Genomic DNA, 23,209 nt, shown 5'->3' with positions numbered 1-23,209 from the left:
TGGAGCCGGCGTTCACTGCCGATGCCCACATCCTGCCCACGGCGCCGCCGTGGTAGTGCATCAGAACCATCGCATTGTCTTCCAGCGGCGCTCGCGAGGGGATGAAGCTTTGGCGATCGCACAGCAGTTCCTTGATATGCAAGTCCGGCATCACCAGTTGAGAGATGTAATAGGTGTGAGTGGAAATATCGCCCAACACAAAGCTCGGCCCGGAGATCTTGGGGTCAACCCGCCATTTCGCCGCATCGTTGCCCTTCTCCGCCGCCGCGTCGGAACTGAAGCCGTGCGTATATTGCAACTCCACCATTCTCACTTCGCCAATGTCTCCCCTGGCGATCATGGCGCGCATCTGCATCAGCAAAGGATGACCGGAAAAGCCGTAGGTAACGCCGACAATCAGCCCTTTCTCTTCAGCCAGCGCCTTAATTTCTCTAGCCTCTGCGGTGGTGAAAAACAGCGGTTTTTCGCAAATGACGTGCAGGCCGGCTTCGAGCGCCGCCCGGGTAATTTCATAATGCGTCCCATTGGGCGTGGCGACCGTCACCACTTCCACGCCGTCTTCACGCTGGCTTTCAGCCGCTATTAATTGTTTGTAATCGTCATAGCAACGGCTGGAGTCCAGTCCAAGATTGACCCCGAAGTCACGTCCGCGTTTGGCATCGATATCAAATGCGCCGGCCACCAGCTGGAACGCCGTATTATCGCGCAACGCGCCGCTGCGATGCTTATAGCCAACCTGGCTCAACCGCCCTCCTCCGATCATCGCCCAGCGCAGCGGTTGAGGGATTAATTTTTCACCGTTTACCATAGAACCTCCAATAGGCCTAAGAGTTAATTAAGTAACAAGACACTCCGCTACTACTCGTATATTTCACTGCCCTCCTTTTTTGCACCCGGGTGCAAAAAAGGAGGGCAAAAGAGCTTAAATTGTTGGTTCACAGCAAGAGTACTGGAACCGATACTATGAACTGGCACGACTCAACGAAAGTTATAATCAGGTATTCAAAGCTAAAGCTCATTGTTTGCAAATCCGCAAAATGAAAAATAGCTGCGGTAATCACAAAAGTGACAGACATGTTGGTCGAAAAAGTGACGGTGATCTTGTTTTCGATCTTGCTGCGACGACAAGGCATCGAGCTGCGCCAGACGCTCATCTTAAAACGTCATTTAAAAGATAAAAAAACATCATTAACCAGACTAAGAATCCCACGCTGAGAATAAGCATCAAAACCTGATTATTTCCTGGGAAGGTATACACAGCCTTGAGAGTGGACTTTCTCACCTTAAGAAGTAAAAACGGAGGCAGTAACACACTCCACGACACCAGAGATACTCCGGCAAACGCCATCGCCGGAAGAAAACCTTCGGGCATAAAAATGCATATCACCGCCGGAGGAAAATAAGTCAGTAAAATCGCTAGCGGGCGCGAGGCCCGGTTGAAGCGGTTTTTAAGCATATCTTCCAGGTAATCACAAAGTCCAATAGAGGCGGACATCAGGGAGGCCAGAACGCATAGATCAAAAGTGAAATGAGAAATCCATAGAACAATGACTGTGTCACCGCCCTACCATCCCTTTTTACCACGACAAGTTCGTTAATATGCTCTGAAAAGACCCGGGTCTGATATTTCAGCGATCTGTCTATCTTCCTTTTTTGCCAGTTTTCCATTGCGTTACCTTTATTGTGTTTACAACTATAAGTGACAGAACCGTCAGGAATAAGGCGCTGACTCCCAGCGTTCTGTCGAACCCGAGTCCGATATCCGTCAGTTTTACGGCAAGAAAACTGATGGCACCGGCGCTGACCGTCTGAATAAACCCAGTGACTGACGTAGCAATCCCGGTTTTATTTCCTTTAATTTGTAACGCAATAAAGTTCGCTGTGGGGTAATAAGCACCGAGGGTGAAATTGAATATCATCGCCCCGGCAATGCACAATAGCAGGGATTGGCTGCCTGCTATAAACGGGATAACAGACAGTGCATTTATCAGGAATAAAACGTAGGGATTGACCAGACGTTCAAATTTAGAGAACTGATTTCCGGCTATAAAGAAAAGAACAGATGCAGAAAAAAGGAAGGAATAATTCAGCGTACCGAGTCCGAACACTTGCATAAAAATTGCCGGTGAGAGCGAGATATAACAAAAAAGTGAACTCAGCATAAGCGAGACAAGTAGCGTGCCCTGAATAAATGCCGGTGTGACAAATCCAGGGGTCTCCGGGATTGTCTCATTATGAGGCACTGCCAGAGAACGGGGAGACAACATGATGGTCAGAACACTGAAAATGACCATAACAAGGAAGATATCATTCCATCTCAGATGCCCCAGTATCACCCCGCCGACAAGCGGTGCGATGAGCGGAACGACTGCACTGGCTGATGAAATGTCGGACAGGGCCCGCTTTAGCGTCAATGGCGAAAAAGTATCTTTCGCAATGGCTTTTGAAAGAACCGGTCCCGCCCCGGCGCCAACAGCCTGCAACGCCCGCCCGGCCAGAAGCATGTGAAGACTTTCAGCCATAAAACAGATAACGCTCCCGGCAAGGAAAAGAATAAAGCTGGCCGTCAACACACGGAGTTTCCCCAGTTTCTCACCGGCAAAACCTGACAATAATTGGCTACAGGCATATATTACAAGAAACCCGCTGATGGTTAGCTGGATTGTGGAGTAATCGGTATTAAATGTTTTTTGTAATACGGGTAATGCCGGCACTATCATATCCGTCGCCAGTGCCGATACCGACGCGGCGAGAATAAGATAAAAATACATCCTTACCATAAATAACACTTCCTGAGATTGTCGTGCTAAACGGCGATATTATTATCAGCGAGTGGTCGGTATACCTTTGAACCCGGAGCATAACCAGACGTAGTTCCCACCTCAGAACAGTGCGGCCAGCGCCAGTAACAGACAAGACATTCTGATTATTTTCTTCTTTTTAAACGGTGCTAAATGGTAGCTTTATTTTTTTTAATATATCAATATTTTTTTAATGTTATTTTTGACATTATATTAAATAAATTAATTTCAGTTAGTTATGATAATTATCGCGACTTATGCAAAGCATTTTTGCAGCGGCTTAATTGTATAGCTATGTGTTTGACATGGGATGAAATAACGCACGTTACTGAAGTTTATTCTGCTGTTCCGTCTGCCGAGAGCGAAGTTATCCCAGAGAAGTGAGGGGAAGACGAGCTAAATATCCGTTAAAAAAATGCTGGTTACCTTAAGTAACCAGCATTAACCCGAAGGTCTTTTTTCAACGAATTACAGACGACAGTGGAAGTCTGTAGATCAGATATTGGAGCGGGAAACGAGACAAGCACTGAGTTACTAAGTCTGAGTTTATTAACGTTAATTTGATACTGTCAGTATCAGTTTGGTCTTGAAATTAGTCTTGTTTTGGTGGCTCGTCAAGCAAACGAATTAGCAGCGCCTTTAGGCAGCCATCAAAGCTCAATCGCCCTTCCCGATTAATATTATCCTCGCGCCAAACACAATGCGCCAATATTGAATAACATTATGAAAATAATACTTTTTATTCATATTAATTAAACCTTATGGCATATGCACCGACATTGTTTTTGTATTATTTTTTGATTATATTCAATACGTGATACATAAATGAGGAACACAGCATGTCCCGAACCACGACAATGACCGTTCGCCTCAAAGGGCCGCTGAGCGACTTCGTAGCCGCCAACGTAGGCGAAAACGGCGCTTACGACAACGTCAGCGAGTACATCCGGGACCTGATCCGCCGGGACAAAGAGCGGGTAGAAGCGGAAGCATTCGCACGACTTAAGGCCGAACTGACTAATGCCTTTGCTGCACCAGAGTCTTCATACGTATCCCTGACCGCCGCCGATATCATTGCACGCAACAAGGCCTGACCCTATGGCTAATGTTCGCATTCAGGAGGCCGCCTCTTATTGTCTTGACGAGATCTACAGCTACACCCGCGAGCGATGGGGTACAGAGCAAGCGGATCGCTACATTACCGGCATGTTTCAGGCATTTAGCAAGATAGACACCCACGAGGTCTTTTCACGGCCAGTACCCGCCGAATTTGGAGTAGACGGTTTCTTCTTTCGCTACGAGCGACATGTTATCTACTGGCGCAGACTATCAAACGGCGATATAGGTATCGTGACGGTTCTGCACGGGCGGATGCATCTGATTGATCGGTTTCGAGAAGATTTTGGCATTTGATGGCGGCCTAGGCGTGGTTATTATTAAATGCGTTAAGGTGTAGACAGGCTGGCGACGGCTTTTTCGTTGCGGCTTCGCTTTCACAACAAAGCCGCGCTTGCTTGCGGCGTCAACCATCAGTAAGGAGATATCGTGCCAGTCAGCTTTGAAAAACTGAAAATTGGGAAAGCATATGAACGTCCCTATTTGGCTGATATTTGGGGCTACAATGGATTTCAGGCAATTTCTAGAGGCGTTGTCACACCTTCGGGGAGCAACTACATAATCTTATTCGTGACAAAAGAAAAACAAGAAGCACTAACCCAGTACAACGACTTTCTAGACGAAGGATTACTGCGATGGGAAGGCGAGAAAAGGCATTCTTCAGATAGCAGAATTATAAATGCTGAATCTGCGAATAATGAAATACATCTGTTTTATCGAGACATACATCATTCGCCATTCATTTACTACGGCGAGATTTTTCTCACAGAACATAAGCTGCGTACAACAGAACCAAGTCAGTTTGTATTCAAAGTTGGTCAAAAACCTCATAATTCAGATCTGTTAGACGACATTGAATCACATCAAAACGAATACAAGTTACTCGATCAAACTGAAAGAGACTCAATTGTAAAAAGCCGGATTGGACAAGGATTATTTAGAGATGGTGTAGTGAAGCTATGGGGCTCTTGTGCAGTTACGGGCCTAAGCAACCTATATCTGCTTCGTGCATCACATATAAAGCCATGGAAAGATTCGTCCAATCAAGAACGCTTAGATCCTATGAATGGGCTGCTTCTGCAACCGACGCTAGATCACCTTTTTGATTCGGGCCTAATTACATTCAGCGCAAATGGGGCCGTAATGTTTTCATCAATACTATTCCAAGACGATATCCAGAAGTTAGGGCTAGCAGGCGATCTCCAGTTAAGAAAACTCCCTGGCAAGCTAATGGGCTACATGGAGTACCACCGAGAACATGTATTCAAAAATGGCTAACAAGGAGCTCGCTTGGATGTGATGAAACTGTGCCGGTGTTTATCTGTAATTCGCTCATTGTATTGCCCAATGCTCTGCACCCAAGAACATCTACCTGCCTTTTGGTTTCACTCTGAACTCCATCAAGCATCACATTGTGTTGTACGACAGCATAGGGCGATAGCTGCCTTTGTATCATGGCAACAAGTTGCACGAGTGCTTTCCAGTCGGGGACTTTGTCCTTATCTTGACCGGCCATTGCACCGTTCCGTTTGAGTGTGGTACTCAATACCACTGGAATAACTTGAAGGAGAGGATCAGTTTGCTTGGTTGACGCACATGACAGCCATTTAGCCCCGTTGGGGGCATAGCAACAAGCGGAGCATTTTTTCCGGGCAGGGATACCGGTCACGAACAGTGACAGCCCGTCGCTATCATTCAGGGTATAGGTTTTGCCGGTGGTGCGGGCCTGCCGGGCGACGGCATCGGTTAACGCCATAGGGTATGCCTCCTTCAAGGTTGAAGAGAGGTGTACCGCGCACAGGGAAGCGACTCAGCAAACAATCCGCATCCGTAACGCACCCGATTTTCGTGTACTAATTTGTGTACTACTTCGGCGTAGTTGACGGTGGTTTTCAGTGGATTTTACTGGAGGCTCAACAGAGCGATTACCCTGTTGAATCAGAGAGCTACAGACTTTGGTGGACATCTATAGAAAAGAAATTGGAGCGGGAAACGAGACTCGAACTCGCGACCCCGACCTTGGCAAGGTCGTGCTCTACCAACTGAGCTATTCCCGCATTTGGTGCGCTGTATTATCTCTTAGTTCCACTGAAAAGCAAACTTACCGGACCAAGAGTGATACCTTGTCCATAAAATGGACATAACCCCATGAATATTATGATTATACATTCATTTGGCGGACGGAATTATGTCCCAATCTACCGAGGCTGACAAGACCTTTTCAGCGAAAATTTGCTTTATCGACATTGCGGCCTAATACCGTCCAATAATCTGGCAGGTTCAATACCCTTTTGCAAAGTCTACTTCTCCGCGTAATGCCTCTCCCCGGCGGAAGCAAGCCAGGTTATCCAGAAACAGGCGCACTAACAGCGTGGGAACCATCGGGCCGGCAATATGGGCGGTGATCGTAAGGGTCGGTTCCCGCCAAAATGGATGAGTCTCAGGCAAAGGTTCCTGCCGGAAAACATCCAGAACCGCGCCGGCAAGCCGTTTACTACGCAAAGCCGCAAGTAAATCCTCATCAACCACGGCGGTGCCCCGCCCAACGTTAATAAACAGGGTTGAGGTTTTCATCGCGGCAAACAGCGCGGAGTTATAGATATCTGCCGTTACGGCGGTATCAGGCAAAAGATTAATCACGTAGTCAGCATCCCGCACCGCCGTTTGCAACGCGGCGATCCCCATGACCTGTTTAAAGTGAGGTAACGCTCGGGGGGTATTCACAATGCCATACAGTTTCGCACCGAAAGGCCGCAGGAAAGCGGCCACTTCACAGCCGATCTCACCGGCGCCGACGATGAGTACCTTTCTGCATAGCAGGGAACCCGGCAAACGGCGATCCCATTCCCGCTTATTCTGACTGTTCTGCCGCTCACTTATCTGCAATTCGTGCCTGAGCATATAGGCAAGCACATACTCGGCAATCGGTTGACCAAACACGCCCACGGCCCGGCTTAACCGATAGTCCTGCGGCAATCCGGCAGCCAGCAATGGCTTAAACCCGGCCCAGGTCGATTGCAGCCATTCAGGTTTAACGCCCTGCGCCAACAGAGCCGCGGCAACATCCGGCTCGCCAAGCCAGATAGGACAGCGCTCAGCCTGCTCGGCCGTTCCATCCGACGATACAAGCTCAAGTTCTGGCGCTTCATCATGCAACACGGCGCTGATTTCATCAGCACGAGGATCCAGCAGCAGGATCGTGGTCATAAACAGCTTCCTCACGTCAAGGACAGCGCCGGACATCAAACAGAGAAAAATAAACGAGGGATTAAGCTGACTTAACCCCTCGCACTCACGGACATCACGACAGACAACTGCATTTTATTGCAGGCAATGAGTTTACTACATCTGGAAAATCGCCGCCTGCCAGGGCTGCATAGTCAGATGATTGTCGCCGGGAGCGGCCGCCTGTTCAGTACGGTTACTGATTAGCGTTTTGACAATCTTTTTACCTTCAGGAATATTCCATTCAACGTTATCGTGGGTGAAATTAATCACCACCAGATACTGTTGATCCCCCTGCGTGCGGGTATAGGCAAAAAGTTTATCATGTTGCGGATCAAGATCCCGATACTCCCCATATATCAATGCGGGGGTCTGCCGTCTTAATGCAATAAGTTCACGATGATAGTTATATATGGAATCCTGTTGGTTGATCTGAGAGGCGGCATTAATCTGCTTATAGTTTGGATTAACGTGAAACCAGGGCGTTCCTTTGGTAAAGCCGGCGTTGGCTTCCGCGCTCCACTGCATCGGAGTTCGTGCATTGTCCCTGCTGGTTTGCCGCAAATGATCCAAGTACTCTTCCGCCGGCACTTTTCCACTTTCGACGAAAGTTACCCAGCGTCCTTTGGCTTCGACATCATCGTAATCCTCGATGTTCTTGAACGGATAATCCGTCATCCCCAGTTCATCGCCCTGATACAAAAACGGCGTGGCCCGCTGAGTCAACATCATCGTGGCCAACGCCTTGGCGGATAGCACGCGCCATTGATCGCTGTCATCGCCAAAATGCGACACGGCCCGCGGATTATCGTGGTTACTCAGAAAGCTGGTATTCCATCCATTTTTGCCAACCTGCTCAATTTTTTGATACGTCGCTTTCAACTGCGGCAACGTCCACGTGGTTTTACGCCAGTTGTCACGGTCAAGGCGAACAATATCAAAATGAAATAACATATTGAGTTCATTGCGATCGGCATTAATAAATTTAGGCGCATCTTCAAATGTCACGCCAAACGCCTCACCCACGGTCATGGTGTCATAGTGTGATAAGACTTCCCGATTCATTTCCTGCAAATATTCATGAACATGCGGCCCGCGGGCGTAGAAAAACTCGGGATGGGTCAACTCATCCGCCGGCAAATCACGAAGTCCCTCATGCTTGGATATAAAGGGAATGACATCCATACGGAACCCTGAAACACCTTTATCCAGCCAGAAGCGCATAATGTCATAGACTTCATTGCGCACTTTCTTGTTATCCCAATTCAGATCGGGTTGTTTCTCGTTATAATAGTGCAGGTAATATTGCCCTGTCGCATCATCTTTTTCCCAGGCTGAACTACTAAAGAAAGAGCGATAATTATTAGGAACATTACCATTGCGCCCGTCCCGCCAGAAATAATAATCACGGTACGGATTGTCTTTCGACTTTCTGCTTTCTTGAAACCAGTGATGTTCATCGCTGGTATGATTCACGACCAGATCGATAATTAAGCGCATATTCCGCTGCTTAATTTCATGCATCATATTATCGAAATCCTGCATCGTACCGTATTCGGCCATCACCTTTCTGTAATCACGAATATCAAAACCATTATCCGCATTGGGTGAATCAAAATGCGGGTTCAGCCAGATAGTATCGACGCCGAGATTTTTTAAATAATCCAACTTCTCGGTAATACCGTTGATATCGCCAATACCATCACCATTACTGTCGTTAAAAGAGCGCGGATAGATTTGATAAACGACGGACTCTTTCCACCATTTCCCTTCATTTTCTGCGGCGCCCGCCTCAGTTGATAGCGCGACATTGGCTAATGATGCGATGACTGCCAGCCCACAAAGATGTATTTTTTCCATCTTAATTCCTCATCTGTCAATACGATTAGTTATTAATAAAAGATTATCTGTCGTAGCTGAAAGGTTACAGCTCATATTGGCAGGAGTTTATCGATAAAAGCCGACTTTGTGATCAAGTTAACAAATGATGGAATGAAATAATATATATTTCCAGATAATTAACATCCTGGCAAAATAATTATTCCGCTATGTAAATAATACCCTAACCGGATAATTACACTGTTATTTATATTAAACACTCGCATGTGGTTTTTATTTATTTTCAGAATAAATGGAATGGTCACTAATTATTAACCAATAAATAAATTTATATTTTTCCTGGCACACTTTTCTTTTATATTTTAATCCGGGGGTTACGGACAACAACTAGCCTGACAGGCAGTCCCGGCCCCCGGAGTTTATTTATATTGCGCCGCAAAAAAAATCAGACGCGCAAATGCGATGCGATGACGGATCGGCGCTAGCCGGCAATCATACTGGCCGCCTGCCGTGTCGCCTCGCTGGTGCGTACAGCCAGCTTACGTACCTCATCGGCCACGACAGCGAAGCTGCGGCCCGATTCGCCCGCCCTGGCCGCCTCAATGGCCGCGTTGATCGCCAGCAGATTCGTCTGACTGGCGATACTCTGGATAGTGGTGACGATATCGGTCAGCATGCGCAGGTTCTCCTGCATGACCTGGTGTTGTCGCTCCTGAGCCTGACGCAGCAGGTTCTCCTCATGGATGGCATGGACGTCGGTTATGGCGCCCACCGTCCTCAGCGCGGTGCCGTCGACGGCGCGCTGGCTCTGCCCCCGGCCTCGAAACCAGCGGTATTCCCCGCTCTTAAGCTTGAGCCGGTAAACCACATCGAAAGGGGTATTTCCGGTGCGATCGTTGACATGGGCGACAAAGGCGCCGATGGCGCGCTGGCTGTCTTCAGGGTGCAGGCGGGATATCCAACTGTCTAACACGTCGGGAAATTCCGCTATCGTTTCATAGCCCAGCAGGCGGCGCATTTGGGAAGAGAACCAGATGACGTTCTCCGGGTTGGCGGGATCGCCCGCGATGATGTCGACATCCCAGAGCGCATCTTGAATGCATTCGCGGGAGATCTCGAAACGCGTCTTGATGAGGGCCATTTCTTCGTCCCGCTGGCGTTGCGCCTGGATATCGCGCAGGATGCCGGCGGTAAGTCGCGGCGTTCCCTGCTCATCCCGGCGGGTTGCGCCGCTGATGTGAAACCAGCGGTAACCGTCGGCCCCGGCGGCGATGCGTACCTCCAGATCGTAGGGCGTCCGGCCGCTGCGGTCGGTAAGATGGCGCGTCAGAGCCTCCTTGTTGGCGCGGCGATCTTCCGGATGCAGTAGCTCGTTCCACAGATCGAACCGCTCCGGCATCGATGCTTTCTGATTACCCGACCACAGCAACAGGCCGTCGGGCGCCATTTCCCAAAAGCGTTCGCCGACGCTCAGAAGGGCCAGTTCCCGGCGCGCTTCCGACAGTCGCAGCTTGCCCTCAAGATCGGCCACCTGCGCCAGCAGCATTTGCCGCTCGTCGAGCAACTGTTCGCTGTCCGTCAGGATCCGCCGCAGCAGCGGATGAGTTGTCGGATGCGCAGGCATGTAGATATCGGGGCCGGCCAGCCTGTCGGCAAGCGCCGTCAGCGCCTGATGATTTGCTCTAGTGAGTAGCAACATGGTATCCCTCCAATATATGCCATCGAAATGCGCCGGCGGCAGGACATGCTGCCGCCGCCGGCGAAATTACAAACCGGCCCCGCCGCGCGAACGAAAGGCGCGCGGCGGGGTTGGTTACGCTTTTATCGTTTTACAGGGACTGATAGAGACGCCGTTCCACCAGAGCGCTGTCGCGCAGACGGCGGCCCGCTTTGGCGACGGCCAGCACGGCCAGATCGACCAGCGGTTCAAGGATGATGACGGACATGTAGGCTCCGCCGAACGACAGAATGCTGACGATATTTTCACCCGTGAAGCCCTGACCGTAGATAGCCCAGAAAGCAACCCAGGAGACGATGCCGGCCTGATAGGCCGTCGATAGCGCCAGCGCCTGGCGATAGGTCAGTTCAACATAGGGCGTATCCGGTTTGATGATACGGTCGGCCAGCGCCGACAGCGCGAATAGCGGCACCAACAGCGTCGTGACGTTCATGCCGTACTGCGGCAAGTCGAAAGGCGCGAAGAACAGCCCTTGGATCAGCAGGCCCGATGCCAGGCCGATGGCCGCCGGCGCGGCGCCGAACAGCAGGAACAGCGTCGAGCCGAGGATGAAATGCACCTCGGAAACGCCGACCGGGTGGTGCGGCAGAACCTCAAAGAAACTGAAAACCAGTGCCGTGGTGGCAAGGGAACGCAGCGCAAGCGATAGCAAACCGCGTTCGCGTATGCCCTCCAGCGCCAGCTTGAACGTATAGGTGGCGGCGCCCGCCGCCGTGGCGTAGCTCAACCAGATTTTTCCGGCGTCGACAAGATCGGGTTCGATATGCATGAGTTCCTCCGTTGCCGCCCGGACGGACGGCGTTTCAGATGCCTGTTAATAATTGTGCTGCGTCAGTCAGCGTTAGCCGTGCTGCCGGCCGGCGATCCTTTGCAATGACTCTGGGGTGGAGCATTCAATAACCATGTAATTTCCTTTTTACTGTTCTAGCGTGTTTACCAATTCAATCCCTGTTTCTAAAATAAGTCTGGCGCGCCGCCAATACTTGTCTGAGACGGACATTCGCTTGATTAAGAGGGACAGTCGTTTGGCTGACGAGGACAACAGAAAGGACGATGCGCCCCGTGCGGGGCATTATTTAGCGCTCGCGCAGCGCCTCGTTCATGCGGTTAAACGGTTTGATTAAATAATCCATCACGGTTTTCTCACCGGTTTTGATATCCACCGAGGCAATCATCCCCGGCACAATGGAAAAACGGCGACCGGCTTTGTTCTGAAGATAATCCTGGTCAGTGCGAATAAATACCCGGTAATAAAAGATCTCCGGTTTGGCTTCATCCTGAATCGTATCCGGCGAAATGGTTTCCACCACGCCGTCCAGCCCGCCGTAAATGGCGTAGTCATAGGCGGTGATTTTCACCAACGCTTTTTGACCCGGATGAATAAACGCAATATCCCGCGGCGACAGACGCGCTTCAACCAGCAGATGATCGTCCACCGGAACAATTTCCATAAGATCGCCATTGGGCGCAATCACCCCGCCGATGGTGGTCACCTGGATATTTTTCACAATGCCACGCACCGGCGAACGCACCGTCATCCTGGTGACGGAGTCCGCGCGCCCTTTAATCACTTCCGAAAGCATATCCACTTCCGCGTTGGCTTTGGCCAGCTCCTGGCGCGCCTGCACATAATATTGCGAATGCAGGTCGGTCAGTTTCAGATCGAGATCCGCTTTCTGGCGTCGCAGACGCAGCACTTCAACGTGGCTCGCCGCCCCGGTTTTCACTAGCCGCTCGGTTATCGTCAGTTCGCTCTCAACCAGTACCAGCGCTTCTTTCAGCCGTGATTCGGAGTCCGCCAGTTGCGTACGCCGGCTTTTATAGAGCCGGGTTTCGGCGGCGGTAAGCTCCGGCCAGTCTTTTATCGAATCAGGGAATTCCAGCGGTTGGTCGTTGACCTCTGCGTTCAGTCGGATGCTGGCGGCCAGCGAGGCGCGATAGCGGGCGGCGCTCTCGCCCATATTGGATTCGGAACGGGTCGGATCCAGCCGCGCCACCACCTGCCCGGATTCCACCAGCGCCCCCTCGCGGACTGTCAATGCCGACAGTATTCCGCCGTCAAGCGACTGCAAAGTCTGTTCGCGCGAGCTGGGGATCACTTTCCCGATGCCGGTGGAAACTTCGTCGAGAGAGCCGAACACGGCCCAGATCCCCGTCGCCAGCAGCAACAGCGCGGTAATAACAATGATCCGCTCGGCGCCGACGTACTGACTTTTACGATCGTTTTCATTTTCCAGATCGTCGTCGATCGGTTTCAGCGGATTAATTTTCATTATTTGCATCCTGGCGTCCGTTGTGATGCCGACCGGCGCTCAGCGCCTGCTCCTTCGGCGCATCCATCGCCAGTTGGCCTTCTTGCAGCACAATAACGCGTTCCACCAGTTCCAGCACCGCGACCCGATGGGTCGCCACCACCAGCGTACGCCCCGCCAGCCAACCCGCGAGGCGCTGAATAAATTCCCGTTCGGTATGCTCGTCCAGCGAGGCGGTCGGTTCATCCAGCAATACGATATTCGGATCGCGCAGCAACATGCGCGCCAGCAGGATCGACTGCCGCTGGCCGCCGGAAAGCCCAATCCCGCCCTCCATCACCGGGTGATCCAACCCCGCCGCCAGCTTTTTCACAAAACCATCCGCGCCGCACACCTCCAGCGCGGCAAAGATCTCCGCGTCGCCGGCGCGCGGCGCGCCCAGCGTCAGATTCTCCCGCAGGGTGCCGAAAAACAGCCGGGCGTTTTGTGTGAGCAGGCCGATATTGCGGCGCATATCCGCCATATCGATATGCGCCAGGCTCAGGTTATCAAGCCGCAACTCGCCCTCCACCAACTCCATACCGCCCGCCATCGCCTGGAGCAGGGTGGACTTCCCGGCGCCATTGCGTCCCAGGATCGCCACCCGTTCACCGGGGTGGATTTCCAGCTCCGCTATTTTTAGCACGATCGCGCTATCTTCACTGTGGTAGCGGAATGCCGCGCGATGGAACTGGTAGTGACCATACAGCACATCACAATTGACTTTGCTTTCATCATGACCGTTCTCCACCGGCAATTGCATCACGCTGTCCAATCCCTCTTTCGCCGCTTTGACCTGCTGCCAGCGCGCCAGCACGCCGCACAGCGTGGTCATCGGCGCAATCATGCGCGACGACAATAGCGATGCGGCGACAATCGCCCCGGTGGTCATCTCCCCTTCAATCACCAACGGCGCGCCAATCATCACCACCAGCGCGTACACCAGTCCCTGAACGCTCACGCCCCAGCTAATCAGCCACTGGGTAAGTTTGCGGATCCGCACCCCGGACTCCGCGCTAATACGGATATAACTGTTCCACTGCTGCTGAAAACGGTTCTCCGCCTGCATCAGTTTGATATCTTCCAGACCTTGCACACTTTCCACCAGCACCGCGTTACGCAGGGTGATTTCCTGCGTGGACTGGCGCGCCAACAGAGCCAGTTTCTTTTGCAGCAGCAGGCCCGGCAGGATCATCAACAGCGCCGACGCCGGCGCGATCCACGACAGCGCCGGCGCAACGATCAGCAGCACCAGTAAAAACAGCAGAAAGAACGGCAGATCGACCACCGCGGAAACCGTGGTGGAGGTGACCATTTCGCGGATCTGCTCCAGTTCCCGGAGTTGGGAAATAAAGCTCCCGGTGGATCGCGGGATCGCACTGTTGCGCAGCCGCAACGCATGGCCGAATACCCGGTCGGAAATGCGGATATCCGCGCGCTTGCCAAGAATATCCATAATGTGCGCACGCGCCAGCCGTAGCAGAAAAGAGAACAGCACCGCGATCAACACGCCGATCGCCAGGACATAGAGTGTCGGATAGGATTGCGCCGGGATCACCCGATCATAAACCTGCATGGAAAACAGTATTCCGGCCAGCGACAGAACGTTAACCACCAGCGAGGCCAGCATCACATAGATGTAAGGGTTGAAATCCCGCAGCACCAGTTTCCACAGCCAGTCCGGGCGGTAATTTTCCAGGTAGCGCCAGGCGCGGCTGTCTTTTACCGCCGACACCGGTCGTAGCGCCACCACATGGCGGATCTCCGGCAAAAGCTGACTCAGAGAGAGCCGGCTAAGCTGGTTGCCGTCCGCCATAAAACAGACGCTCACGCTGTCCTGACCATCAAACTGTTCAATAACGCCGACCTGACCATCGGCCAACTGTACCGCCAACGGCAGACGCCAGGCGGCGATATCCTGATGCGCCTGAAGGACGCGGGCCGTCAATCCGGCCTGACGCGCCAGATTTTGCAACGCCTGGATGAACGTGCCGCCACCCAGCCACTGTGCGCTGGCCTGAAGCGCGCCCGGTGAAAAAGCCAGCCGGTAATCGCCGGCGATATAGCCGATGGCGGAAGCCCAGCGCGACAATAACCGCACGTCGTCCGCCGACGCCGCATGCACGTTTATCCCGGTCAACTGACTCATGGCTGGATCTCCACGGCCTGGATAGTGCGATTATTCAGCGTGAACGCACTTCGCATCTTGCCGGTGCTATACAGGCAATCGAGCTGTAACTGACGAAGCTGGGTCAGCGTTTGCTGTTCGGTAAAGCGTACCTGAAACACCTCTTGCTCGGCGTTCAGCACATCCAGCAGTTGCCTGCTGCCCAGATCCAGATATTGCTGTTGATAGAGCGCACGGGTCTTCTCGCCCAGTTCCTGTTGCCGCACCTGAATTTGCAGCGTGCGCGCCAGACTTAGGGCTTCATTTTGCGATTCCGTCAGTTGCTGGCGCGCTTCCAGCCGCGCGGCCTGCACCGCGGCATTGGCGGCTTCCCGAGAATGCGCCGCCGCGTTACGGCTGGCGGTCAGCCTGCCGCCTTGATAAAGGGGCATTTCGACTTTTATCCAGGCGGAATATTGCGTGCGATCCAGCGTCCTGCTGTTGGCGTAACGATCGTTCAGGTAGTGACTGACTTCCGGCTGTAGTGAGATGGTAGGAAGCATCCGGGCGTTGGCTTCATCCAGCTGCGCCTGTGCTTTGTTGGCCTGGGTGTAAGCCGCTAATACCGCCGGGATCAGCCGGTCGTCCGGCGCGCCCGCCTCGCAGGCGTGTCGCAGGCTTTGCGGGAAATCGTCGCTGGCATGTTGAATACGTTCCCAGCCCAGCCAGGAAGCGAGCGTCGCCCGCCATCGGTCAAGATTGGCCTGATACTGTAGCAACGCGGAGCGCGCGCCTTCGATACGCGCATCGGCCTGTACCACATCCGACAATGAACTGGCGCCCTCATCGTTGCGCTGACGCGCCAGTTGGCTGATGTTGCCCAACGCGGTCAGTTGGTCCCTGGCGATGGCGACCAGATTCTGATAGCCCTGTACCTGAACCAGCGCCGACGCGGTGTCATGCGCCACGGTATCAATGTTCACCAGCACATTGGCCTGCTCCTGCGCGACGCCGGCGTTGGCGGCGCGCACCTGGCTATCCGTCTTACCGAAGTCATACAACATCTGAGAAACCGACAATACCAGCGACGGACTATAACCGCTGTCGTTGTAAGTATTTGTAATACCGTTATTAATACCGCCAGCCACCTGCGGATAATATTGCGCCCGCGCCACATTGACCGCTTCCGACTGTTCCAACAACCGCCCGACAGCTTCACGAACAGCCGGATGCCAGGAAACGGCGCGCGCGACCGCGAGGCTAATATCAAGACTTTCAGGCGCTTTGGAAACGTCCGGTGAAGCAACCGGGCCGGAAAGCGAAGGCAATTGCTCCCAGTCGACGATCTGCCCGGTGCTGATAACGCCCGGCGGGCGCTCTGTCTCTGCGGCGCTGACGCTGGAGTACATTCCCCCGGCAACGATTGATAAATACGCCAGCGCCATCCCATATTTGCAACAACAACTCATATCATTCCATAATAAAATCAAACAATTGAATAAAATCACCGCTAGCGCGGCGATACCACCGCGCCGTGAGATTTAATGTATCAGGCCGTTATGGCATGGTTTTCCAACAGTTCATCCAGCGTGACCTGTACCCCCTGCAACGTGACCAGTTCCGTGGAACTGAACGCCGTTCCCTGACCGTCACGGTCGATGGAGATCACCGTGTTGCCGTTAACGGTGTCCACAGAAAGCCAGTCGCCGGCATTGCCGGTCGTGTCGTCCCAGCCTTGCAGCAACCGGCTGACATCAATCTGGTCGCCCTCCGCCAGCGAGAAATCCGTCCAGGTGTCGCTGCCGTTGCCCCCCGTGGCGCTCGCCGCATCCAGCAAGTTGAAAATTAGCGTGTCGCCGCCGCCGCCGAGAGTGAAGGTGTCGTCGTAGGCCGAACTGGTGGCGATATCGCTGTGGCTGGTGCCGTTCAGGTGCAGCGCCAGATCAATGGTCAGCGCCGCGCCGGCGGTTTCCCCGTTCGCGGAGGTCAGGGTGTAATTGAAGTTTTCCTTTTCAGTGATGGTGGTGAGATCCACATCGCTGTTCAGGGTATAGCTGTACCCGCCATCGATATTGAGCGCCAGCGCGCCATACTTGCCCTGTACCGTCGCCGTCGCGTCGCTGGTGACGTATGGATTCAGCGTGGTGATATTGCCGTCCGCATCGGTAATGGATAGCGTGGTCGCCACGGAAACTAGTTGGTCGGCGGCGCTATCTTCCGAACCGCTGCCGTCGAAAATATTCCCTTGCACAACGGCGGTTTCGGTATGGAAGTCATCCAGCAGCACGCTGGTTCCGGCAACTGATGCGCTTACCGCGATCCCCCCTACGGACAACGCCCCGATAGAACCGGTAAAATTCAGGGTGTATTCCCCGGCATCCAGTTCCAGATCGCCAAGCGAGGCCGTCGCTTTGCCGCCAAGCAGCGCCCCGCTGGCCACCGACCCGGACGCCAGTTGCGACCCGTCTTCACTCAGCAACGACCAGCCAATACGCATACTGCCCAGACTCAATAACGAGTTCACGCCAAAAGTGATGCTGGCGTCTTTCACCACGGTATGCTCCGCCACCGTGACCGTCCCGCTGGCGGTCCCTGAGGTGGAACTGAGCAGCGACGAGCGCCAACTGACGGAACCGGCATCGCTGTCGCTGTAGGTCATCTCCTCCTGTACCGCCATCGCCGTCAGGGTCACGCTATCGTCCACCGCCGTCAGCGGGGCAGAGGTCAGATTGACGTTCAGGGTGCCCATGTCGGATTCGCCATCCGGCGACGTCAGCGTATACACAAAGCTGTCCGGCGCGGTAATGCCGTCCGCGCCCACGCCGGTATTCAGCGTATAGGTGTAGTTACCGTGCGCGTCAATGGTCAACACGCCATATTCGCCGGTAATACTGGTGATGCCATCGCTGGCTACCGCCACGCCGTTTACCATGGTGATCGACGATCCTGTCGGCGCAGTGTCATCCTCCATCACATTACCGGACGTGCTGGCGCCGACCGTCTCCACGGTATAAATATGGTCTTCCAGAATATGCAGGGTGTACTTCGTCAGCGCGGAAACGCCGTAAGCGGTATCCAGCAGGAACAGGTACTTCCCGCCATCCAGCGTCAGCGTCAATTCATCGGATGAACCGCCCAACAATGGAACCTTCAGCCAGTGTTCCACCACGCGATACTGATCGTACTGCTGGGTGGCGTCATTGAATTTGTAAACATAGAGATCGAAGCCGGACAGCAAGGACACGCCGCCGACTGACGCCTGGAGCGTCATCGTCCGGGTTACCCCTTCCTCCACATCAAAAACGATCGGGTTGGTAAGATCGTCCAGAATGCCCACATTCAGCACACTGCCCAGGCCAAGGTTCAGTACGGTAAAACCACTTTGCGACGAGGAGCCGTTATCTATCTCGTCCACCGTGGTGTCATAGGTAATGGCGGCCGAATCATCCACGGCAACGACATGACCGGTTGCGCCGATTTCCTTCCCCAGCGACATCACCAGGTTAGCCGTGGCCGTATTGCCATTCGCGGTTACCGTGTAAGTGAAGCTATCCGTGTGGCCCAGCACCGCCGTGGAAGTATCAGTGAGCGTATAGGTATAACTGCCGTCCAGATTGATGCTCAGCGTGCCATATTCGCCATGGATGGTGGTGCCATTCGCCGTTACTGAAACCGCCTCTCCCGCGCTGTTCGTTACCTGCGTCACCACCGTACCCGCCGGCGCACTATCCGTACCGTGGTTAGGATCCTCATCGGTAATTACGTTACCGATATAATCGGTTTCCCCGCCCACCACGCCGGCGGCGGTTTGAGTCACCGTCGCCTCGACGCTGGTATAAGAGCCAACCGCCAGCAAAGTGGTGTTATATGCCAGTGCGCGATAAGTGCCTTCATTCATGTGTTCCACGTTCAGCGAGACGCCGTTATTACCGATCGTCAGCAGGCTGGCCCACTGCGAATCCGCGGTATCGATCACCGTGGTCCAGGCGTTGGTGTCAGCGTGATACTGCTGCACCATCACCCCCATGTTGTTAAGCAGCGACAACACCCCGCCGGTGGCATTGGCCTCCAGCACCACATCCGCCGTGGCGCCGTTATCGATCGTGAAGGTGACCTGCGCGCTGTTATTACCCAACAACGACGCAATATTGCCCAGCGCCCCAACGACCAACAATCCCCAGTCGCTGTACGATTCCGTGGTGACTTCCGCATCGGTCGTCAAATCCAGCGACACGACATTGTCGTTCGCCGCCAGATCCAGCACCGGCGCGGTGACGTTCGTGACCGGCGAGACATTGCCCGCCGCATCGGTCGCCGTAACCGATACCGACTCCCCGTTGGCTTGCGCGCTCGGAAAAGCATAGCTGTAGTGGCCTGCTGTATCCGCCTGTACCGTAGCGGTCGTGCCATCCGTCAGGGTGATGGTAACGGTACTGCCACCTTCAGCCACCCCGCTGATAGTGCCTCCATCGTCGCTGACGGCGGCGGTGGGCGCATTCGGCGCGGTGGAGTCAGGCGCAATGACGGTAGCGGCCGCAGAAGCATTGCCCGCGATATCGCTGGCGACCACGTTAATTTGCTCGCCGTTGGTCAACGCCGACGATAACGGCACCGTAAAGCCGCCATCGTCGCTCGCAATTACGCTGCCCAGCGCATTGCCGGCCGCATCGGTAATCGTCACCGTGCTGCCCGCTTCGGCAGTACCACTGACGGCCGTACCGTCTTCCGTCACCAGCAGATGGATAGGAGACGCCGGTGCGGTGAGATCCGGCGCGGCGGCGGTAATGGGCGTGGAAATATTGTTCGCCGCATCCGTCGCCGTGACCGTCACCGTTTCACCGTTGGTCAACGCGGCAGGCAGCGCAACGCTGTATACGCCAGACGCATCCGCGGCGGCGCTCAGGATAGAACTGTCCGGTAGCCTTACGGTTACGGTGCTGCCCGCTTCGGCCGTACCGCTTACCTCAGTGCCGTCGCTATTGACATAGGCATCCGGCGCGTTCGGGGCGGTGGTATCCGGTGCCGTGGCAGTGGCCGGTGCAGAAACATTCCCCGCCGCATCGCTGGCTACCACGCTAATCGCTTCGCCATTGGTTAAGGCTGGGGATAGCGGTATGGTGAAGCCGCCATCGCCGCCCGCAGTTACGTTGCCCAGCGCATTACCCGCCGCATCGGTAATCGTCACCGTGCTGCCCGCTTCCGCCATACCGCTGACGGCGGCACCGTCTTCGGCTACCGACAGATCGGTAGGTGCGGTAGGCGCTGTGGTATCCGGTGCAGTGACGGTAATTGCGGCGGAAGCATTCCCCGCCGCATCATTAACAACCACGCTAATCACCTCGCTATTGGTTAAGGCCGGGGATAACGGCACGCTAAAGTGGCCGTTATCCCCGGCGGTTACACTGCCCAGCGTATTACCCGCCGTATCGGTAATCGTCACCGTGCTGCCTGCTTCCGCCATACCGCTGACGGCGGCACCGTCTTCGGCTACCGACAGATCGGTAGGTGCGGTAGGCGCGGTGGTATCCGGTGCGGTGGCAGTGGCCGGCGCAGAGGTATTGCCCGCCGTATCGCTGGCTATTGCGCTAACTTGTTCACCATTGGTTAAGGCTGTCGATAACGATATGGTGAAGTCGCCGTCATTACCCGCTGTTACGCTGCCCAGCATATTGCCGGCCGCATCAGTAATCGTCACCGTGCTGCCTGCTTCGGCCGTACCGCTGACGGTTGCACCGTCTTCGGCTACCGACAGATCGGTAGGTGCAGCGGGTGCGGTGATATCCGGTGCCGTGGCGGGCGTGGGTGCGGAAATATTGTTCGCCGCATCCGTCGCCGTGACCGTCACGATTTCACCGTTGGTCAGCGCAGCAGGCAGCGTAACGCTGTATACGCCAAACGCATCCGCGGTGGTGGTCAGGATAGAACTGTCCGGCAAGGTCACGGTTATGGTGCTGCCCGCCTCGGCCGTGCCGCTGACGATCAGCCCGTCATTACTGAACACAACATCTGGCGCATCCGGCGCGGTAGTGTCGGGCACGGACGTGTCCGGGACAATAACCTGCGCGGTCGCGGAGGTATTGCCCGCCCCGTCCGTGGCGGTCACCGCCAGTTGCTCGCCGGCCGTCAACGCTTGCGGCAGGGGAATGCTCCAGGTGCCGTTTTCCGCCGCCGTCGCAGTCTGCGTGCTGTTGTCCGGCAAGGTCAACGTCACGGTGCTACCCGCCTCGGCCGTGCCGTTTACCGCGGTGCCGTCGTTATTGATATAGGCATCCGGCGCGTTCGGCGCAGTGGTATCCGGTGCCGTGGCAGTGGCCGGTGCAGAAACATTCCCCGTCGCATCGCTGGCTACCACGCTAATCGCTTCGCCGTTGGTTAAGGACGGGGATAGCGGTACGCTAAAGTGGCCGTTATCCCCGGCGGTTACTCTGCCCAGCGGATTGCCCACCGCATCGGTAATCGTCACCGCGCTGCCGGCTTCGGCCGTACCGCTGACGGTTGCACCGTCTTCGGCTACCAGCAGATCGGCGGGGGCGGAAGGCGCAGTGGTATCCGGTGCGGTGGCAGTGGCCGGCGCAGAGGTATTGCCCGCCGTATCGCTGACAACCACGCTAATCCCTTCGCCGTTGGTTAAGGACGGGGATAGCGGTACGCTAAAGTAGCCGTTATCCCCGACGGTTACGCTGCCCAGCGTATTGCCCGCCGCATCGCTAATCGTCACCGTGCTGCCTGCTTCGGCCGTACCGCTGACAGTTGCACCGTCTTCGGCTACCAGCAGATCGGCGGGGGCGGAAGGCGCAGTGGTATCCGGTGCGGTGGCAGTGGCCGGCGCAGAGGTATTGCCCGCCGTATCGCTGACAACCACGCTAATCCCTTCGCCATTGGTTAAGGACGGGGATAGCGGCACGCTAAAGTGGCCGTTATCCCCGACGGTTACGCTGCCCAACGGATTACCCGCCGTATCGGTAATTGTTACCGAGCTGCCGGCTTCCGCAGTGCCACTCACCGCTGTACCGTCTTCCGTCACCAACAGATCGGTAGGTGCGGTAGGCGCGGTGGTATCCGGCGCAATAACGGTTGCCGCTACCGAAGCATTCCCCGCCGCATCGCTGGCTATTGCGCTAACTTGTTCACCGTTGGTTAAGACTGTCGATAGCGGTACGCTAAAGTGGCCGTTATCCCCGGCGGTTACGCTGCCCAAGGTATTACCCGCCGCATCGGTAATCGTCACCGTGCTGCCGGCTTCCGCCATACCGCTGACGGCTGCACCGTCTTCGGCTACCAGCAGATCGGCGGGGGCAGAAGGCGCGGTGGTATCCGGTGCGGTGGCAGTGGCCGGCGCAGAGGTATTGCCCGCCGTATCGCTGGCTATTGCGCTAACTTGTTCACCGTTGGTTAAGACTGTCGATAGCGGTACGCTAAAATGGCCGTTATCCCCGGCGGTTACGCTGCCCAAGGTATTACCCGCCGCATCGGTAATCGTCACTGTGCTACCGGCTTCGGCCGTACCGCTGACGGCTGCACCGTCTTCGGCTACCAGCAGATCGGCGGGGGCAGAAGGCGCGGTGGTATCCGGCGCGGTGGCGGTAATGGGCGTGGAAATATTGTTCGCCGCATCCGTCGCCGTGACCGTCACCGTTTCACCGTTGGTCAGCGCAGCAGGCAGCGCAACGCTGTATACGCCAGACGCATCCGCGGTGGTGGTCAGGATAGAACTGTCCGGTAGCGTTACAGTTACGATGCTGCCCGCTTCGGCCGTACCGCTTACCTCAGTGCCGTCGCTATTGATATAGGCATCCGGCGCGTTCGGGGCGGTGGTATCCGGTGCCGTGGCAGTGGCCGGTGCAGAAACATTCCCCGTCGCATCGCTGGCTACCACGCTAATCACTTCGCCGTTGGTTAAGGACGGGGATAGCGGTACGCTAAAGTGGCCGTTATCCCCGGCGGTTACGCTGCCCAGCGTATTACCCGCCGTATCGGTAATTGTTACCGCGCTGCCTGCTTCGGCCGTACCGCTGACGGTTGCACCGTCTTCGGCTACCAGCAGATCGGCGGGGGCGGAAGGCGCAGTGGTATCCGGTGCGGTGGCAGTGGC

The 23,209-nt window shown here is 54.9% G+C and carries 15 protein-coding genes and 1 tRNA gene; 3 read left to right on the top strand and 13 right to left on the bottom strand.

Annotation, left to right across the window (positions count from 1 at the left end):
- From JG725_RS20375 to JG725_RS20365, 3 genes are all read right to left on the bottom strand, one after another.
- On the bottom strand, positions 1 to 808 hold an 808-nt coding region (locus JG725_RS20375; protein WP_199379668.1), incomplete at its 3' end, for a Gfo/Idh/MocA family protein.
- Between the two features lie 342 nt (positions 809 to 1,150).
- On the bottom strand, positions 1,151 to 1,537 hold the full coding sequence (locus tag JG725_RS20370; protein WP_370541776.1) for an aromatic amino acid transport family protein: 387 nt from the start codon (positions 1,535 to 1,537) through the stop codon (positions 1,151 to 1,153).
- Positions 1,538 to 1,640: 103 nt separating this feature from the next.
- Positions 1,641 to 2,780, bottom strand: a complete 1,140-nt coding sequence (locus JG725_RS20365) for an MFS transporter (protein ID WP_199379666.1) — start codon at positions 2,778 to 2,780, stop codon at positions 1,641 to 1,643.
- Between the two features lie 860 nt (positions 2,781 to 3,640).
- Here JG725_RS20365 and JG725_RS20360 point away from each other — a divergent pair.
- From JG725_RS20360 to JG725_RS20350, 3 genes are all read left to right on the top strand, one after another.
- A complete protein-coding gene (locus tag JG725_RS20360) occupies positions 3,641 to 3,895 on the top strand; it encodes an addiction module antitoxin (RefSeq protein ID WP_048637314.1) in 255 nt (84 codons plus the stop codon).
- Positions 3,896 to 3,899: 4 nt separating this feature from the next.
- Positions 3,900 to 4,214, top strand: coding sequence for a type II toxin-antitoxin system RelE/ParE family toxin (locus JG725_RS20355; protein WP_199379664.1), 315 nt, complete (start codon positions 3,900 to 3,902; stop codon positions 4,212 to 4,214).
- 132 nt (positions 4,215 to 4,346) lie between these two features.
- Positions 4,347 to 5,195, top strand: coding sequence for an HNH endonuclease (locus JG725_RS20350; protein ID WP_199379662.1), 849 nt, complete (start codon positions 4,347 to 4,349; stop codon positions 5,193 to 5,195).
- Here the strand turns inward: JG725_RS20350 and JG725_RS20780 are convergent.
- From JG725_RS20780 to JG725_RS20300, 10 genes are all read right to left on the bottom strand, one after another.
- Entirely contained in the window at positions 5,182 to 5,673 is a 492-nt protein-coding gene (locus tag JG725_RS20780; RefSeq protein WP_233356519.1) for a hypothetical protein, read from the bottom strand. The two genes, JG725_RS20350 and JG725_RS20780, sit on opposite strands and share 14 nt — an antisense overlap.
- Before the next feature lie 225 nt (positions 5,674 to 5,898).
- Positions 5,899 to 5,974, bottom strand: a tRNA-Gly gene (locus JG725_RS20340).
- A gap of 223 nt (positions 5,975 to 6,197) precedes the next feature.
- The gene (locus tag JG725_RS20335) at positions 6,198 to 7,124 is read right to left on the bottom strand and encodes a D-2-hydroxyacid dehydrogenase (protein ID WP_199379660.1); all 927 of its coding nucleotides are present in this window, start codon (positions 7,122 to 7,124) and stop codon (positions 6,198 to 6,200) included.
- Between the two features lie 135 nt (positions 7,125 to 7,259).
- Entirely contained in the window at positions 7,260 to 9,002 is a 1,743-nt protein-coding gene (locus JG725_RS20330) for an alpha-glucosidase (protein ID WP_199379658.1), read from the bottom strand.
- Positions 9,003 to 9,462: 460 nt separating this feature from the next.
- On the bottom strand, positions 9,463 to 10,680 hold the full coding sequence (locus JG725_RS20835) for a PAS domain-containing protein (protein ID WP_199379656.1): 1,218 nt from the start codon (positions 10,678 to 10,680) through the stop codon (positions 9,463 to 9,465).
- Positions 10,681 to 10,810: 130 nt separating this feature from the next.
- Positions 10,811 to 11,488, bottom strand: coding sequence for an energy-coupling factor ABC transporter permease (locus JG725_RS20320; RefSeq protein WP_172291560.1), 678 nt, complete (start codon positions 11,486 to 11,488; stop codon positions 10,811 to 10,813).
- Positions 11,489 to 11,795: 307 nt separating this feature from the next.
- Positions 11,796 to 12,992 (bottom strand): HlyD family type I secretion periplasmic adaptor subunit, encoded by a 1,197-nt coding sequence (locus JG725_RS20315; protein WP_172291559.1) that lies wholly within the window; start codon positions 12,990 to 12,992, stop codon positions 11,796 to 11,798.
- Positions 12,982 to 15,159: a type I secretion system permease/ATPase gene (locus JG725_RS20310; RefSeq protein WP_199379654.1), complete on the bottom strand. Its 2,178-nt coding sequence runs from the start codon at positions 15,157 to 15,159 to the stop codon at positions 12,982 to 12,984. Before JG725_RS20310 ends, JG725_RS20315 begins: the two co-directional genes overlap by 11 nt.
- Positions 15,156 to 16,526, bottom strand: coding sequence for a TolC family outer membrane protein (locus JG725_RS20305; RefSeq protein WP_199379670.1), 1,371 nt, complete (start codon positions 16,524 to 16,526; stop codon positions 15,156 to 15,158). Before JG725_RS20305 ends, JG725_RS20310 begins: the two co-directional genes overlap by 4 nt.
- Positions 16,527 to 16,666: 140 nt before the next feature.
- On the bottom strand, positions 16,667 to 23,209 hold a 6,543-nt coding region (locus JG725_RS20300), incomplete at its 5' end, for a BapA/Bap/LapF family large adhesin (RefSeq protein ID WP_199379651.1).

The organism is Brenneria sp. L3-3C-1 (assembly GCF_016456245.1).
In the GTDB taxonomy this organism is placed as follows: domain Bacteria; phylum Pseudomonadota; class Gammaproteobacteria; order Enterobacterales; family Enterobacteriaceae; genus Brenneria.
This window is presented reverse-complemented; position numbering and strand designations above follow the sequence as displayed.